This window comes from Nitrospira moscoviensis (assembly GCF_001273775.1).
Lineage (GTDB): Bacteria > Nitrospirota > Nitrospiria > Nitrospirales > Nitrospiraceae > Nitrospira_D > Nitrospira_D moscoviensis.
Genome location: NZ_CP011801.1, coordinates 2,280,751 through 2,298,118, shown reverse-complemented (window position 1 = coordinate 2,298,118; position 17,368 = coordinate 2,280,751). Strand labels below are relative to the sequence as shown.

The following is a 17,368-nucleotide window of genomic DNA, read 5'->3' as shown; positions in this document are numbered from 1 at the left end:
GCCGTGACGAATTCGCGCATCTTATCATGTTCGCCGCGGGCCGGAAAATGGTGCCGCGCTTCTTGTGAGGCGGTGGGGCTTATGTTATACAGTCGCGCGCAACGGACCGTTCACCTCATCTGACCGTAGGGAGCAATCATGGCGCGAGGACGTGAGAAGGATCGCAAGACGAGGAAGAAGCATCGGAAGAATGTGAAGCGGGTGAAGGCGCTGGCGAAGGCCCGGCGCGCTGCGGCCAAGCGCGGCAAGAAAAGCTAGGCGGGGGAGGGGCCGTCGCCGGCCTCTTCGGTGAGCCGTTTCAGTTCGGCTCGGATGTGCTGCTCGGCGAGCTCGGGCACGATGCGCTGCACGGCCTGTTCAACGGTTTGTTCGGCGGTCGCCCGGACGATGCCATCGGCGAGCAGCGGCGCCTGCTTCAACGTCGCCTGGCGGACCTCGTCCTGCACGATCAAATCAATCGCGCCGAGATGTTCCCGGACCACGTCCGGCAGATGTTTGCGGACGCCGGCTTCGGCCTGCTCGCGCACGGCGGCGTCCACGCGCTCCTTGATCATCGATCCCGTCAGCTCCGTGACGACCTGGCGAATCATCGGTTGCGCGGCCGTCAGTTCTTTTTTGAGAAGGGCGGGCAGCTCCTGCGCCACGAGCGGTTGAAGGATGGCCGCGAGCTGTTCCTGCGACAGGATCTCGCCGAGCTGGCCGTCCAATTCCCGCTGCACGATCGGACGGATATGGGTCGCGACCTTTTGCTCGATGGCCGCCGGGAGCAGATCGGCCAATCGTTTTTCGGTCCGCTCGGTCATGGAGTGGAGCAGTTGCCCGAAGAGGCCCTTCATGGCATCTTCCGGTTCCGGAACGGCAGGGCGGGTTGCAGGGGGGGCTGGTGGCAGATCCATGTGATTCATGGACTGGTCCTCGTGCTCATCCGAGAGGTCCTGCCGGTCCGCCGATTCGGCGTCGTCATCGGAATCGGTCGCGGTGGACACCGGAGGCCACTGGCGGCGTTTCAGGCCCGTGCCGCCGGCCTGGCCCTGTTGTTTCTGCTGAAGCGACTTGATGACGTCGAGGAGGTCTTCGGACTGGAAGGGTTTCTTGAGGAACGCCTTGACGCCCAAGGTGCGCAAATGGTTTTCATCCGGTCGATCGGCCGGATTGATGAGCGAGATGACATAGGTGTCGCTCAAGTTGTCGAGCTTGTGCACCTCTTTGCAGAAGCCAGAAAAGGTCATATTGTCGAGATGGTAATCGGCGATGATGAGCGCGGGGCTGATACGGCGGGCGGCCTCCAGCGCCGCAGGACCGTCCTGGAAGCCGACGACTTCGAACCCTTCCGGAGTCGAGATCTGCTCCACCATCCGCCTGACGGCTGGACTGCTGTCCACGATGAAGATGGAAGAAGGCATCGAAATCTCCGGTTTTCTTGGATGTTTCGAAGCTAGCAGGGGGGGTATGCTTTGTCAAGAAATCGGTCGATAGACGATTGTTATCATGAGGGTATTTCGGTGAGCCCGGCACATCGGGATCCCGAAAGGAAAATCCGACCATGAGTGGATCGATCCGGGTCGTCTTTTTCGACGCGGCCGACACTCTGTTCCATGTGAACGGATCCGTGGCGGAGATTTATCTGGAAGAGGCCGTCCGCTTCGGCTTTCCGAAGACCCCCGAGTCGCTCGCGTCGATCAGACAGGCCTTCAGCCGGGCCTTTCGGGAGGCCCCCCCGCCCGTGTTTGCCGCGACGGAACCGGCTCAGATCAAACAGAGCGAGCGATTGTGGTGGTTCGATATCGTCCACAATGTCTTTTATCGGGTCGGGATGTTCGAGCGGTTCGACGACTTCTTCGATCGGGTTTTTCAGGTGTTCGAAGACCCGCAATCCTGGCGCTTGTATCCCGAGACGGCGGAGGCCTTGGCGCGCCTGAAACACCGGGGATTGGAGCTCGGGATTATTTCCAACTTCGACTCGCGCCTGTTTACCGTCATGCGCGGACTCGGCATCGCGGACTCCTTCGATACGGTGACAATCTCCAGTCTGGCGCAGGCGGCCAAGCCGGCTCCGAAGATCTTTCAGGTCGCCCTGGAAAAACATGCGGTCGATCCGGATGAAGCGCTGCATGTCGGAGACAGCGTGCGGGACGACGTGGAGGGAGCGACCAAAGCCGGACTGCATGCGGCGCTGCTCGATCGCAAGGGACTCCAGCGCGCGAGCGGCGCCGCCGTCATACGCACTTTGGATGAGCTGCTTCCGCTCCTAGACCGGCTCGAGTAATAACGGGACGATCTCTTTGGCGCGCCCCTGGAGCGACAGGTCGACGAGCGAAGACTGCGGCGTCGGATCCAGGTTGATCTCCGCCACGAATGCCCCCGTCTCTTTGGCGACCGATGCGAACCCGGCCGCCGGATAGACGACGCCGGACGTGCCGATGACCAGCAACACGTCGCAGCGTCGAAGCGCGGCCGCGCACTGCGAGAGGTCATCCGGAAATAAGGATTCGCCGAACCAGACGATGTGCGGGCGGAGCAACGAACCGCACTGGCAGAAGGGGAGGATGGCGATGGGCACGTCGTGGTTGTCTGCGATCGTGCCGCAGCCGGTGCAGCGCACCGTCCAGATATTGCCGTGAATCTCCGACAGCTTCCGCGAGCCGGCCGCCCGGTGGAGCCCGTCCACATTCTGCGTGATCAGCCAGAACCGCTCGCAGCGCCGTTCGAGTTCTGCCACCGCTTCATGGGCCGGGTTCGGCCGCTTCGTCGCGATCAGCTCCCGCCGCCAGTTGTACCATTCCCAAATAAGGCGTGGGTCCCGCTCAAAGGCTTCCGGCGTCGCGAGATCCTCCGCGCGAAAATTCCGCCAGAGTCCGTCCGCTCCGCGGAAGGTCGGCACGCCGCTGTCGGCCGAGATGCCGGCGCCCGTCAGGACGGTGATGGATTGAGCGGCGGCGATTCGACGTCTGAGAATGGCCAGATCGGAGCCGGGCTGCATGGCTGTATTCGAAGGTCCGGGCGCTGCGTCGTCTTGCCGGCCCATGCTATAGTACGGCGCATGTCGGCGCAACTTGGGGGACAGGATGAAACAGATCTTAGTGGTGGGAGCCGGTTCCGTGGGAGGATTTTTCGGCGCGCATCTGGCGAAGTCGAATCCCAACGTCTCGTTCCTGCTCAGACCAAGGACGCTGGCTGCCGTCCGACAGAACGGGTTGACGGTGCGCAGCGCGGGCGGCACGTTTACCGTCTGGCCGCCGGCCGCCTCCGACCCGCGCGAGCTTCCGCAGCCCGATCTGATCATTTTGGGCGTGAAGGCCTACGACCTGGACGAGGTTATGGCTCAGATCGAGCGGGTGATGACGGCCCGCACGGTCATCCTGACCCTACAAAACGGCATCGACACCGAAGACCGCCTCATCGCTCGACTGAAGCGGGACTGTGTCGTCGGCGGCGTGGCCTTCATCTATTCGAAAATCGCCGAGCCGGGTGTCATCGACCACTATAAGAAGGGGGCCGTCGCGATCGGCGAGCTGATGGGGCACGAGAGCGAGCGGGTGCTCGCGATCCGGGATCTCTTTACGTCGGCCGGCATTCCCTGCCAGCTGTCCAAAGACATCCGCCGCAGCAAGTGGGAGAAGATGTGCTGGAACTGCGTCTTCAATCCGATCACCGTGCTCGTCGACGATCGTGTCGCGAAGGCCCTGGAGCACCCCGAGATGATGCGGGTGATCCATCAGATTGTGGACGAAATCACGGCCGTCGCCGCGGCCGTCAAAGTTCCGTTGCCGCCCAACATGCCCGAACGAGTGGTGAAGGCGACGCAGGAAATCCGCGACATCCACACCTCCATGTATGACGATTGGAAAACTGGACGCCGGACCGAGATCGACTATTTGAACGGATACATCGTCCGGTTGGGACGCGAGCTCGGGATCCCGACTCCCGTCAATGAAGCGTTGACCGCCATGATCAAGACGATCACCGAGAAAGAACAGAGCGGGCCTGGGGTGGTCCGGATCGATGGCGCGGTGGTGCAGCCGGTGTCACTGGATCGAGCGGCGATGCAGCAGCTTCCCGCAGAACATCATGTAGAGGATGTCGGGACGGTCATGCCTGGTATGGCGGGGAGGGCGATCAAAGTGAAGGGATTGTTGGACGTGCCGGCATTGACCCTTGATGCCGACCATGTGACATTTCATTCGCTGGACGGCAACTATGCCGCGACGCTGACGCTCCAGCAGGCCCGCGATTTCGGCCTGCTGCTCTATGAGCTGAACGGCGAGCCGCTGCCGGACGGCAAGGGCGGCCCGTTCCGCCTCATCACCCCGGGGCTCGGCGACCTCTGCGCCAACGTGAAGGGCGTGGGACGAATCGAGGTGCGAGTCGGCTCGGGGAAAGACACCAGGCCGACGGCGGAAGAACGAACACATTGTTAGGTCACGCCTGTTCGGTCTCTCGAATGACCCGGATCACCTTCCAGCGCTCCGATTGATAGCGCCACAGCAAGAGCGCCATCCGCACCGTCCAGTCGGCGATCATCGCCGACCAGACGTAAAACACCGACCACTCCATCCAGAGCGCCACGACTAGCGCGATCGGCACGCGCACGCCCCACATGCCGACCATGGTGGCGCTCATGATGAAGCGCGTGTCGCCGGCGCCGCGCAGGGAGCCGGCCAAGACCATCGTGAGGGCCAGCGGAATTTGGAGCAGCGCGACGATTTTCAGGAACACCGTTCCGAGCTCGATGACCGCCTCATCCGTCGTAAAGGCCCGCAGCAGCACATAAGGGAAAAAGAAAAAGACGATCCCCATACTGGCCATGATGTAGATGGCGAGCCGGTTGGCTTCCCAGTTTTCCAGCTTCGCGCGCGTGTACTTGCCGGCCCCGATGCTTTGTCCCACCATCGTCGCGGCGGCGATCGCAAATCCATACCCAGGCAAGAACGAGAGGGACTCGATTGACAGCCCCACTTGATGCGCGGCGTAGGAGATGGTCCCATACAGCAGCACGAGCTTGGTGTAGATCAGAATGCCCGCCTGTTGGACGATGCGCTCGCCGGAGACCGGCGCGCCGACATCCCAGAGCATCCGGAGCAAATCGCCGCGTAGACGAATCGACGGTTTGAACAAGCGGCCGCAGCGCATCATGAGATAGGCGACGCCTGTCGCTTCCGCCAATCCCACTGCCACCGCGGCGCCTTTCACTCCCATGGCGGGGAGGCCCCAGCGCCCGTAAATGAGGGGATAGGCGATCAGGACGTGCAGCAGATTGACCAGGATCATCCCGTACATCGGCGTGCGGGTATCGCCGGTGCCCTGGAGAATCGACGACAAAACCTGGATAAGCACCGTAAAAGGCATGACGAGAAAAATGAGCGTTGAATAGGGGAGGGCCAGTTCAATGACGCCGGATTCGGCTCCCAATCCACGCATCGCCAGATCATTGAGCGTCATGCCGAGGACAGCCACTGCCAGGGACACGAGGATGGAGAGTCCCAGGAAATGGCGGGCGGCTTCGCCGACGTCACGATGGCGCCTGGCACCCCAGAGCTGGGCGACGATGACGTTGGCGCCGACGGAGAGGCCGGACACGAGCGTCGTGGCGATGAACGCGAGCAGTTGTCCCAAGCCCACCGCGGCGATGGGGGCGGCTCCGAGTCCTCCGACGAGGAACACGGCCACGATGCCTTCCGTCCGTTGGAGGAGGCTGCTCACCGTGACGGGGAGCGCGAGCGCCATCACGGAGCGTCTGATCTGCGCGACACCGGCCATGAAGGCCTATCCTAACAGATCGCGCGGCATGGCACCTGGACAAACGCCGGCCGGTTGGTTACGTTCTGCATCACCATGGACGCAGAACCGCTCGCCACGCTGCCGGCCATCATACCGCGGCTGTCCAAGTCGAAATTCGTGTCCGGGTTGCAGTGTCTCAAGCGGCTGTATCTGGAGATGCACCACCCGCAGTTGGCGACGACGCCCGACCTGTCGACTCAGGCGATCCTCGATATGGGTACGGAGATCGGCGCGGTCGCTCGGCGGCGGTTTCCCGGCGGTGTGTTGGTCGCCGCGAGCCATCGGCGGCGCGAGGCCGCGCTCACAGAGACCGCCGAGTTGATGCGGAACGCGGCGGTGCCGGCCCTGTTCGAAGCGGCGTTTCTCCACGACGGCGTGTTGATTCGCGTCGATGTTCTGGAGCGGGTTCCTGCGGAGAGCGGGGAACCGGTGCGCTGGCGACTGATCGAGGTGAAGTCCTCCACCAAGATCAAAGACGTCCACCTCGACGATCTTGCGATCCAAAGTCACGTCCTGTTGGGAGCCGGCCTGTCGCTCGCGGCCGTCTGCCTGATGCATATCAACACGAGCTATGTCTATAAGGACGGAGAGGTCGACCTCGCACAGCTGTTTACCCTGCAAGACGTGACCCAGGCGGTACTGGCCCGCCGGGCACTCGTCCCGGACCGACTCGGCGCCATGAGGTCCACGCTCCTCCAGCCGGATCCGCCGCCCATCGACCCGGGACTCCAGTGCCGGACTCCTTACGAATGCCCGTTCTGGAATCACTGCACGGCCGACAAGCCGGTGCGATGGATCTATCGCTTGCCGGGTTCCAAACATCAGGTGACCCAATGGGCGGCGCAGGGAATCACACTCATCGACGAGATTCCGCCGAGCGCGGCCCTGTCGCCGACGCAGCGGCGGGTCAAGGACAATGTGGAATGGGTGTCGCCGGCTCTGGCGGACATTCTGCAGTCGGTCCGGTATCCCGTCCATCACCTGGATTTTGAAACGGTGATGTTGCCGGTACCGAAATTCTCGTCGACGCGGCCCTATCAGGCCATTCCGGTGCAATGGTCCAACCACATCGAGGAGGAGTCCGGGGAACTCGTCCATCGGGAGTTCCTGCACGATCTGGCGACCGAGCCCCGCAGGCGGTGGGCGGAAGCTCTGATCGAATCGCTCGGGGAGCAGGGCAGCATCTGCGTCTATTCGGCCTACGAGCGGTCCGTCATGGAGCAGCTCGTGGAGGTCTTCCCGGAATATCGGTCCGCGTTCAATCACATCATCAAGCGGTTGTGGGATTTGTTCCCGATCGTCCGCGACCATTACTACCATCCGGCGTTCGGCGGCTCCTACTCGATCAAGTCGGTGCTGCCCGCCATCGTCCCTTCGATGGGCTATGACGACCTGGCGATCCAGGAAGGGGGCCAGGCGGCGAGCGAATACTACCGGATGGTCTTCGTCGAAACGGACTGGATCGAGCAGGCCGCGATCAAAGAGGCGTTGCTTCGGTACTGCGCGCGGGATACGTTGGCGATGGTGGAATTGAGAAGAGCGCTGGGGGAGAGGGCGAGGAACCTTTCCCTGTAGTCTTTTTACTTTTGCCTTGCGCGCGACACAACCGTCTTGTGATTAAACCACTGCTGGTGTGTATCCGCCCGCGCAATTCGATAAAAGCGAAAAGAGCGGGCGGCACGCACGAAGTGTGGTTTGGCGGAGAGGGTGGGATTCGAACCCACGGTCGAGTTACCCCGACAGCAGTTTTCGAGACTGCCCGATTCGGCCGCTCTCGCACCTCTCCGAATGCACTGTGCGGCGGAAAATGTGGTGAGTCTAACGTGAGCGGCGAATCGTTTTCAAACGAATTTCTTCCCCGACCATTCCTCCGGTCCGCGTCAACCTAATCGAGTGCGGTCAGCGACAAGCGGGCGCCGTCCGGCGCGCACTTCCGGATCGGATCGACGATCAAAAGCTATTCCCCATTAGTGGGGTAACGTTGTCCAGGAAGCGGTATTCCATTTGGGATGTGTGTTCCTTAGTTTAGTGCCCGCACAGCGATGGATACGGAGTACCGCCAGGCCTTTCTCGCTCTCAAGCTATGGCAATAAGTGAAGGTGCGCCAGGATCGTCGAATCAGCCCGGCCGGTTCAGCGGTGTGCCGCCGGGTGAAACTCTCGTCGATGTCGTGAGATGGCGAGCCCGGCACGAGCCGGAACGTCCCGCCTACCTCTTCATCAAGCAAGGCATAGAAGTCGATGATCGCCTGACGTACGGCGAGCTGCATCGACGGGCCTATGTGCTGGCCGGGTGGCTCCAGCGGCATGCCCGACGGGAGGATCGGGCGCTTCTGGTGTATGGCGGTGGATTGGATGTCGCCGTGGCCTTCTGGGCCTGCCTGTATGCCGGCATCATCGCGGTGCCGGCGCCTCCTCCCGATCCTGTCAGCCTCAAGCGACGGATTCCCAGACTGAAACGCATCGCCGAGGACAGCGACGCCTGCCTGGTTTTGAGCAGCGGAGCGGCGCTCGATCATGTACGCGCGCTGTCCGCAGATCTCGGGTTGCCGCCGGGATGCCGGATTGTCGATACGAGCGCGGTGTCCCCGCAGTGGGCCGGTGACATGGCCGTCCATCGATCGGCGGAGACGGATCTCGCGTTTGTGCAATACACGTCCGGCTCAACCGCGGACCCCAAGGGCGTGATGGTGGCCCACGGGAACCTCCTCGTCCAATGCCGGGACCTTCACGCCGCGGCGGGGAGCACCGAACACAGCCGCAGCCTGACCTGGATGCCGTACTTTCACGATTATGGACTGATTCATGGACTTGTGGCGCCGGTCTTTGCCGGACATCCCTCCTATCTGATGCCGGCGCTACTGTTTCTGAAAGAGCCGGTCCGATGGCTCGAAGCGATGACCGCCCACGGCATCACTCACAGTGGCGCGCCCAACTTCGGTTACGAGCATTGTTTGCGCGGCATCGAGCCGGCGCAGCGAACGGCGTTGAACCTGGCCCGTTGGAATGTGGCGAGCTGCGGCGCGGAGCCGATCCGTGAGGCGACGATGGCCGGATTCATCGACGCGTATCGACCTTATGGATTCCGGCCCGAGGCCTTTAGCCCCGCCTACGGCATGGCCGAGTGCACATTGGTCGTGTCACTGAAGGCGTACGGCGTGCCCCCCACGGTCTCCAGACTCGACACGGAATGTCTCCAGCAAGGTCGGATTGCGAAGGCCGAGGGCGCGGGAAGCCTCCGTGCGGTCGTCGGCTGCGGCATGCCGATCGGCGACATGCAGGTGGTCATTGTGAATCCGGACACACGGGAGCGATGTGCGCCCGATGTGGTGGGCGAAGTGTGGCTGTCCGGAGGAAGCGTGGCGCGGGGATACTGGAATCGGCCGGCCGACACCGATGCGGTCTTTCGCGCGTTCATCTCCGGGACCGGCGAGGGACCGTTCCTGAGAACCGGCGATCTCGGCTTTCTGCAGGACGGCCAGCTGTTCATCACCGGGCGATTGAAGGATCTCATCATCGTCCACGGACGAAATCACTATCCGCAGGACATCGAGTTGACCGTGGAGTTCTGCCACCCGGCGCTGAGGCCCGGCGGGGGTGCGGCCTTTGCGGTCGAAGGTCCCCTCGGTGAGCAGCTTGTGGTGGTGCAGGAAGTCCAGCGGTTGGCCAAGCCCGTCGATGGAGAAAACATCTGCTCGCATATCCGGCGTCACGTCGCCGACGAGCACGAGCTGCATGTCTTCGAGGTGGTGCTGATCAAAGCCGGAAGTCTTCCGAAAACCTCGAGCGGAAAAGTGCAACGTCGCGCCTGCCGGGACGCTTATCTGGGAGACCGCTTGCCGATCGTCGGCAGGAGCCGAGCGCCGGGATCGGTTCTGAGGGAACAGCCGCGCGCGGTTTCCGAACCGACCAGTGCGCTCCCGCCCGAAACCGGCGAGGCGGCGGCAGCCGAAGCGTCGATCCGCGATATTCTCGCGGAACAATTGAAGGTCGTCCCCGAGCAGATTCGCGCCGATGCGCCGTTGGCCGCTTTCGGGCTGGATTCGCTGATGGTCAGCATTCTGCGGAACCGGTTGGAGCAACGGTACGGCGTCAGTCCGTCGTTCGCCCAGATCATGAGCGAGTGGACCGTTCGGGATCTTGCCCGGCATATGGTGATCCACGGCAGGCGGCCACCGGCGGACCACGGCGACAGCGAGACTGATGGACTCATCTGCGGTGCGCTGCGGCCGTTGTCGGCCAACCAACGGCGCATTTGGTTTCTGGAGCAAATCTATCCCGGCACGGCAATGAACAATATTTCCGTCGGCATCCGGCTGCGCGGCGCCATCGACGTGGCGGCCCTCGAGCGCTGCGTGGCCGCGCTCGCCAGCCGCCATGACATGCTGCGCGCCCGATTTATCGGGAACGACCGGGAGGTCATGGCCAGAATCGAGCCGGATGGAATGATTGCCGTCGAACGGTACCTCGTCGAGCCAGAGGCGACGGATGTCGAAAGGCTGTTCAGCCGGCTGGCAAAGGAGCAGGTCGCCAGACCGTTCGATTTGGAAAAAGGACCGCTGTGTCGAGTGTTCCTCGCTACCGGTTCCCCGACAGACCATCTTCTGGTGGTGACGGCCCATCGGTTGATTGCCGACGGCTGGTCTCTTCGATTGTTCTGCCGCGAATTCACCGAGCTATATCACGCGGGAGAGGGAATTGCCGTTCCGGTGCCACCGGCCTGCGCCCAAGCCTATGCGGCCTACGTCGACTGGCAAGAGGCTTGGCTTGCCGGTCCCGACCGTGAAGTGCAGGAAGCCTACTGGAAGAGCCGATTGACCGATCTCCCGCCGCCGGTCGAAGTACCGGCCGATTATCCGCGGGTGGATCGACCGGGGCCCAGGAACAGTCAGGTGCGCAACCGTCTTCTGCCGCCCGATCTGGCATCCGCGTTGAATCGATTCTGCCAGGACCATGCGGTGACGAAATTCATGGTGGGATATGCCGCCCTCGCCGCGTGGCTCTGGCGCTGTACCGGCGCGGAGGATGCGGTGGTCGGGTCGGTCGTGGCCAATCGGCGGCGCACCCGGTTTGAACGCGCGTTCGGCTATTTCGTGAACACCGTCGCGCTCAGACTCAATGCCGCCGAGGCAGGCACGGGTCGCGAGTTGTTGGGCCGCGTCAAGCAGGTCGTCACGGAGGCGTACGATCATCAGGATGTGCCGTTCGAAACCGTGTTGGATGCCGTGAAGATGCGGAGAGATGCGCGCCGCCCGCTGTTCAACGTCATGCTCGTCCTCGAAGACGATCCCGTGGCCGAGCTTCTGCTGCCGGGCGTGACGGCGACGGCCTTGCCGGTGGAGGTTCCGGCACTGGAATGCGACCTGGTCGTGATGATGTTGGCAGGGCCCAAAGGAACGGAACTGGCCCTGGCCTACGATGCCGATCTCTTCACGGCCGACACGGCGACCCGGATGCTGGCTCAGCTGGAAACGGTGCTGGCCGGCATGATCCGACAGCCGGATGCCCGTTTGTCTTCCCTGCCCCTCTTATCGGAACAGGAGCGACGGACCGTCCTGGTGGAGTGGAACCGGACGCAGGCGCCTTTGTCCGGCATGCGTTGTATCCATCTTGAAATCGCGGCGCAAGCGGAACGGACGCCGGATGCCGCGGCGGTCATCTGTGGTTCGGACACCCTCACTTATGGCGAATTGAATCGGCAATCCGATCGACTGGCGTCCGTTCTGGCCGGCATGGGAATCGGGCGGGGCCACCGAGCGGTATTGATCTGCGAACGCTCGGCCGCCGGCATCATCGCGTTGTTGGGCGTATTGAAGGCCGGCGCCGCCTATGTGCCGCTCGATCCGACGTGGCCCGATCAGCGCATCCGTTCGATGTGTGAAGACGCAAACCCGTCCGTCATCGTCACTCATCGGGAACTGCGCGAACGCGTTCGAGACTACGGCCGAAAGGTACTCACGCTCGACGCGCTCGATGTCAGCCATGCGCAGACGGTGCCCGCCATCGAACGAACCAGCCTCGATGACGTGGCCTATGTGGTCTATACTTCCGGTTCGACGGGAAAGCCCAAGGGAGTCCAGATTTCACACCGGTCGTTGCGGTCGTCGCTGGATGCCCGCGTGCGGTATTACCACGAGCCGGTGGACCGTTTTCTGCTGACGTTTCCGTTCGCTTTCGACGGCTCGGTGACAGGCATCTACTGGACGCTCTTGCAGGGCGGCGCTCTGGTGATTCCCTCCGAGGCGGCACACCGGGATCCGACCCACTTGCGCGAATTGATCGGCCGGCATCGGATCACCCACCTGGTGGCGGTCCCGTCGTTGTATGAAGCCGTCCTGCGCGGGGTGTCGGCTTCGAAGGTGGCCTCACTCCGCGTAGTGATTTCCGCGGGAGAGACCCTGTCGCCCCAGCTCGTTCGCCGGCACTATGAGGTCGCGCCCGGAGCGGCCCTGTACAACGAATATGGGCCCACCGAAGCGACCGTCTGGTGCACGGTCTATCGAACCACGCCCGGCGAGTCCGCCGCGCGTGTTCCGATCGGAAAGCCCATCCCCAACGTCCAGGTGTACGTGCTCGATGCCCGCCTGCAGCCGGTTCCTGTCGGGATGCCCGGTGAGCTATACGTGGCGGGCGCCGGCCTGGCTCTCGGCTATCTCAATGAACCGGCGTTGACCGACGCGAAATTCGTGCCCCATCCATTCGAGCCGCAGGCGAAGGTCTATCGGACCGGCGACTTGGCGCGGTTTCGTTCCGATGGAAATCTGGAATTCCTCGGCCGCGCCGATCATCAAGTCAAACTGCGGGGGTATCGCGTCGAGCTCGAGGAGATCGACGCGGTTCTCCGTGCCTACCCCGGCGTCGACGAGGCGGTTGCGGTGTTGAGAGAGGATACACCGGGGCAACAACGGCTGGTCGCCTATTACACCGGCGCGCTTGAGCAGGATGCGGAAGGGCCGTTGCGGACGTATGCGGCGTCGCGCCTGCCTTCGTATATGGTTCCCGCGCTGCTGATCCACGTAGACACCTTGCCGCGGACGGCCGCCGGCAAGGTCGACCGGCGTAGGCTACCGGCTCCGCACGATGTGGACAGCGGGCCCCGGCCGGCCGACGCGCCGAGCACCCCCACCGAAGCGGCGTTGATCCAGATATGGAAAGAGATCCTTCATCTTCCACAGGTGGGCGTGGACGACAATTTCTTTCAATTGGGAGGGCACTCGTTGCTCGCGACCCAAGTCGTGTCCAGAGTGCGGGAGACGTTTCGGGTCGACTGCCCCCTGCGGACGGTGTTTGAGCTTCCCACAATCGCCGAGTTGGCCGACGCGATCGATCGGCTCCGCCAGGAAGCCCCGGCGACGGCAGGGGCGGCGGTGGTTCCGGTCCCCCGCGATCGCCCGTTGCCGTTGTCGTTCTCTCAGCAGCGCATGTGGTTCATGTACCAGCTGTCGCCCGAGAGTACGGCCTACAACATGCCGATCGCGACGCGCCTGCTCGGTCCGCTGGACCGGGAGGCCATGCTGGCCGCCGCGCATGACATGGTGCGACGTCACGAGGCCTTTCGGACGACCTTCAGCCTGACGCCGGACGGTCCCACACAACAGATTCATGGCGCGCAGCCTGTCGACGTGCACGACGTGGATCTGCGCGGCATGCCTATGGACGTCCGGGTGGCGGAGGCCGCACGCCTGGTAGCCGAGGAGGCGCGGAGGCCGTTCGATCTTCACCGGGGTCCGCTCGCGAGGTTCAGTCTCATCCGGATCGACGAGGCGGACCATATTCTCGTGCTGAACATGCATCACATCATCGGAGATCAATGGTCGTTCGGCGTCATCGGTCGGGAGTGTGCGCGGCTGTACAATGAATATCGCCGGGGGCGCCGTCCGGTCTCGGAGCACGCCGCACTGCAGTATGCCGACGTGGCGGTGTGGCAACGCCGGACATTGACGGACACCGCTCTGGCCGGCCAGTTGGCCTATTGGCGCGAGAAGTTGGCCGGACTGCCGGTGTTGACCTTGCCGACCGACTATCCGCGCCCGCAACGCCAGAGCTTTGTCGGCTCGTACCGATCCATGGAGCTCCCCGAGGCGTTGCTGGCGCGGCTGCGCACGGTTTGCGCCGAACAGGGCGGCACGCTGTTCATGGGGCTGCTGGCGGCGTTTCAGATTCTCTTGAGCCGCTACTCCGGGCAGGACGACATCGCCGTCGGGGTGCCGATCGCCAACCGCACTCGACGGTTCACGGAAGACATCATCGGAACCTTCGTGAACACGCTGGTGATGCGGACGGATTTGTCTAATCGGCCCTCGTTTACGGAAGCGGTCGGCCGCGTGCGGGACAGCGCGCTCGGCGCGTATGCCCATCAGGATTTGCCGTTCGAGCGCCTGGTGAGCGCCGTGGCGCCCGGACGCGATTTGAGCCACTCTCCGCTGGTGCAGGTGTTGTTCAACGTGGCGAACGCGCCCCTCGGCCGCATCGAGTTCGACGGGTTGACGTGGGCGCCGTTTGAATTCGACGGAGGCACCGTTCAGTTCGATCTGACGATGACCATCGACACCGAGGTGTCCCGGAAGGTCTATCTGAGTTACCGGACCGACTTGTTCACAGGAGAGACCGTCGAGCGGATGGTCCGGGAGTATGTCGCCTTGCTCGAAGCCGTCGCGGCCGACCCGCATCGGACGATCACCGAGTACGACTGTATGAGTCCCGCCGATCGGCGGCGTCTGTTGATCGAATGGAACCGAACCGAGGCGGACTATCCGTCCAACCTGTCGTTGCCCGAGTTGATCACGGCGCAGGCCGCTCGGACGCCGGACGCCGTCGCCGTTGCACAGGGCGCGCACCGCCTGACGTATGGGGCGTTGGAGCGCCGCGCCAATCAGCTTGCGCACTATCTGCGCCGGCGAGGGGCTCGGCCGGGCGCCTGCGTGGGGATTTGCCTGGAGCGGACGCCGAGCTTGCTCGTGGGCGCCCTGGGCATCCTGAAAAGCGGGGCCGCCTATATTCCGCTCGATCCCGAATATCCGCTCGACCGCCTCCACTACATGCTGGAGGAGTCCGGCGCCGGCCTCGTGGTCACATCGCAGGCGCTGAAGTCCCGGCTGCCCGAGACCGGCAGGGAAGTGATCTGCCTCGATCGTGAGCAGCGCACTGTGGAGCAGGAATCCATGCAGGCTCCGGCGGCACCCGAGCCGTCCGACCTCGCCTATGTTCTGTATACATCCGGATCGACCGGCAAACCGAAGGGCGTGGCGATCTGCCATCGCTCGCTGGTCAATTTCCTCTGGTCCATGAAATCCGTCCCCGGCTGTTCGTCACGCGACCGCCTGCTGGCCGTCACGACCCTGTCGTTCGACATTGCCGGGCTGGAGTTGTATTTGCCGCTGATCGTCGGCGGAACGGTTGAATTGGTCGACCGCCGCACCGCGACCGACGGCCATGCGCTGAAGGCGCTGCTGAAGAACTCGCGCTCCACCATCATGCAGGCCACTCCGGCGACCTGGCGGATGCTCATCGACGCCGGCTGGGAGGCGACTCCCGACCTAACGGTATTGTGCGGCGGCGAAGCCTTGTCGCGAGATCTGGCCGATCGCATCCTGGAGCGGGCCGGGTCGCTCTGGAATATGTACGGGCCGACCGAAACGACCATCTGGTCGACGGTGTCGCCGGTGGCGCGCGGCGACGCGGAGATCACCATCGGCCGGCCGATCGCCAACACGCAGCTCTACGTGCTCGATGCGGCTCTCCGCCCCGTGCCCATCGGCGTACCGGGAGAACTCTACATCGGCGGGGAGGGGCTGGCGCTCGGCTATCACCGGAGGCCGGACTTGACCGCCGAACGGTTCATCGCGTCTCCCTTCAATCCGGCTGCGCGCCTCTACAAGACCGGCGATCTGGTGCGCTATCGGTCGGACGGGCACGTGGTGCACTTGGGACGATTGGACCATCAGGTCAAGATTCGAGGATTCCGTATCGAACTCGGGGAGATCGAAGCGGCGTTGCTCCGGCATCCCGTGGTTCGCCAGGCCGTGGTCGGCGCCAGGCCTGATGCGTCGGGCACCAAGCAGCTCGTGGCCTATGCGGTCCTGAAACAGGATGCCGGTTTCGACGTGCGCGAGATGCACACCTTCCTGCGGCGAAGCCTGCCGGACTACATGGTGCCCGCTCATCTCGTCGTCATGCCGCAGTTGCCGCTGACGGCCAATGGCAAGGTCGACGTCTCGGCGCTGCCGGTTCCGGACCCGCCACCCCGATCGCATGCCGGCCCGTCCGGGCGGCCTATGACGCCGGTCCAGGTCCAGTTGGCGGCCTTGTGGCAGCAGGTGCTGGGCGTGCCGGACATCGGCATCCACGACAATTTTTTCGACCTGGGAGGGCATTCGCTCAAGGCCGTCCAGTTGTTCGCGCATTTGGAGCGGGTGTTCGGAAAGCAGTTGCCCTTGGCGACGCTGTTCCAGGCACCCACCATCGCGCAGCTGAGCGATATCCTGACCGCCTCGCAGTGGGAGGCGCCGTGGCGTTCCCTGGTCGCCATTCAGCCGGCGGGGGCGGCCCCTCCCGTTTTTGCCGTGCCGGGCGTGGGCGGCAACGTCCTGGGATTCGCCAAGTTGGCACAATTGCTGGGACCGGACCAGCCGTTTTACGGTTTGCAAACCAGGGGACTCGACGGTCGGGAAGCCCCCTTTACGTCGATCGTCAACATGGCGGCGCACTATGTGGAGGAGATCCGCACGATTCAGCGGAACGGCCCTTTCGTCATCGCGGGCACGTGCACCGGCGGCGTGGTGGCCTATGAAATGGCGCAGCAACTGTCGGCCGTCCATGAACCGGTGATTCTGATGATTCTGGAATCCTGGCACCCGCTGTCCTACAACGGCTATGCCTTGCGGATGAAACGGTACGCGCGGCCTCTTCTCTATGGATGGAGCCGCGCCTTGCGGTTTCTGGGCTCCTCCCGCCGGTTGTCCCTGTCGGAACGGGTGCGCCTGGGGCTCTCAAACCTGATCCGGCGAGTGGAGCGAATCGGATCGGCGTCGGCCGCGCCGATTCTGGGAGAAGAGTTCAGCAATCAGCGCGTCGCGGGAGCGACGCTCGAAGCCGTCGCCTCGTATCGTCCACAGGAATATCGGGGGAGATTGCTCAACGTCACGGCGTCGAAGCGGGTGGTCGACGATCCGGCGCGGGATACGAGGACGCTGTGGGAATTTCTCGCCCGCGGCGGCGCCGAATCGGCCGGCATACCGGCCGGCAATTCCGGTCAATTGTTCGTCTCGCCGCACGTCGAAGCGTTGGCGGACCTTCTGCGGGACTACATCCGGAAAGAGCGGTCGTTGCGGGCCGCCGCGCACGACCGCACCGTGACGAATGATCGCGCTTAGCCCACATTATTCATGAACGCTTCTACTGCAACCGCCGATACGCCGCTGCGACAAGCCAACATGCTCCTGCCGGGCATGCTGGCGGGCGTGCTCGCCACTCAGTCGGTCAACATACTGTTGCAAGTATGCCTCCCTCCTTCGTGGCTGTGCTTGCCCGTCTCGCCTGGCGTCTCGGCGGTTTCGTCACGAACCGCCATGAATCATGTGGGCAGGACACCA

General features: G+C 63.5%; 7 protein-coding genes and 1 tRNA gene. 4 read left to right on the top strand and 4 right to left on the bottom strand.

The window, feature by feature from the left end:
• Positions 1 to 254: 254 nt before the first annotated feature.
• The gene (locus NITMOv2_RS11405) at positions 255 to 1,403 is read right to left on the bottom strand and encodes a response regulator (RefSeq protein ID WP_053379980.1); all 1,149 of its coding nucleotides are present in this window, start codon (positions 1,401 to 1,403) and stop codon (positions 255 to 257) included.
• Between the two features lie 140 nt (positions 1,404 to 1,543).
• Between NITMOv2_RS11405 and NITMOv2_RS11400 the strand changes: the two genes are divergently transcribed.
• Entirely contained in the window at positions 1,544 to 2,266 is a 723-nt protein-coding gene (locus NITMOv2_RS11400) for an HAD-IA family hydrolase (RefSeq protein WP_053379979.1), read from the top strand.
• Here the strand turns inward: NITMOv2_RS11400 and NITMOv2_RS11395 are convergent.
• Entirely contained in the window at positions 2,249 to 2,980 is a 732-nt protein-coding gene (locus NITMOv2_RS11395; protein WP_053379978.1) for an SIR2 family NAD-dependent protein deacylase, read from the bottom strand. The two genes, NITMOv2_RS11400 and NITMOv2_RS11395, sit on opposite strands and share 18 nt — an antisense overlap.
• A gap of 85 nt (positions 2,981 to 3,065) precedes the next feature.
• On the opposite strand from NITMOv2_RS11395, the gene NITMOv2_RS11390 reads away from it, so the two are divergent.
• Positions 3,066 to 4,418, top strand: coding sequence for a 2-dehydropantoate 2-reductase (locus NITMOv2_RS11390; RefSeq protein WP_053379977.1), 1,353 nt, complete (start codon positions 3,066 to 3,068; stop codon positions 4,416 to 4,418).
• A gap of 1 nt (position 4,419) precedes the next feature.
• On the opposite strand, the gene NITMOv2_RS11385 is transcribed toward NITMOv2_RS11390, so the two are convergent.
• A complete protein-coding gene (locus tag NITMOv2_RS11385) occupies positions 4,420 to 5,757 on the bottom strand; it encodes an MATE family efflux transporter (RefSeq protein ID WP_053379976.1) in 1,338 nt (445 codons plus the stop codon).
• Between the two features lie 75 nt (positions 5,758 to 5,832).
• Between NITMOv2_RS11385 and NITMOv2_RS11380 the strand changes: the two genes are divergently transcribed.
• Positions 5,833 to 7,353 (top strand): DUF2779 domain-containing protein, encoded by a 1,521-nt coding sequence (locus NITMOv2_RS11380; RefSeq protein ID WP_053379975.1) that lies wholly within the window; start codon positions 5,833 to 5,835, stop codon positions 7,351 to 7,353.
• Positions 7,354 to 7,474: 121 nt separating this feature from the next.
• Here the strand turns inward: NITMOv2_RS11380 and NITMOv2_RS11375 are convergent.
• Positions 7,475 to 7,564: transfer RNA gene (locus NITMOv2_RS11375), tRNA-Ser, on the bottom strand.
• A 384-nt stretch (positions 7,565 to 7,948) separates the two neighbouring features.
• Between NITMOv2_RS11375 and NITMOv2_RS11370 the strand changes: the two genes are divergently transcribed.
• On the top strand, positions 7,949 to 17,149 hold the full coding sequence (locus NITMOv2_RS11370; RefSeq protein WP_187299439.1) for a non-ribosomal peptide synthetase: 9,201 nt from the start codon (positions 7,949 to 7,951) through the stop codon (positions 17,147 to 17,149).
• Positions 17,150 to 17,368 lie beyond the last annotated feature (219 nt).

Excerpts from the sequence above, each read along its gene's own strand:
- NITMOv2_RS11405 (WP_053379980.1), bottom strand. The coding sequence starts at position 1,403 with ATGCCTTCTTCCATCTTCATCGTGGACAGCAGTCCAGCCGTCAGGCGG.
- NITMOv2_RS11400 (WP_053379979.1), top strand. The coding sequence starts at position 1,544 with ATGAGTGGATCGATCCGGGTCGTCTTTTTCGACGCGGCCGACACTCTG.
- NITMOv2_RS11395 (WP_053379978.1), bottom strand. The coding sequence starts at position 2,980 with ATGCAGCCCGGCTCCGATCTGGCCATTCTCAGACGTCGAATCGCCGCC.
- NITMOv2_RS11390 (WP_053379977.1), top strand. The coding sequence starts at position 3,066 with ATGAAACAGATCTTAGTGGTGGGAGCCGGTTCCGTGGGAGGATTTTTC.
- NITMOv2_RS11385 (WP_053379976.1), bottom strand. The coding sequence starts at position 5,757 with ATGGCCGGTGTCGCGCAGATCAGACGCTCCGTGATGGCGCTCGCGCTC.
- NITMOv2_RS11380 (WP_053379975.1), top strand. The coding sequence starts at position 5,833 with ATGGACGCAGAACCGCTCGCCACGCTGCCGGCCATCATACCGCGGCTG.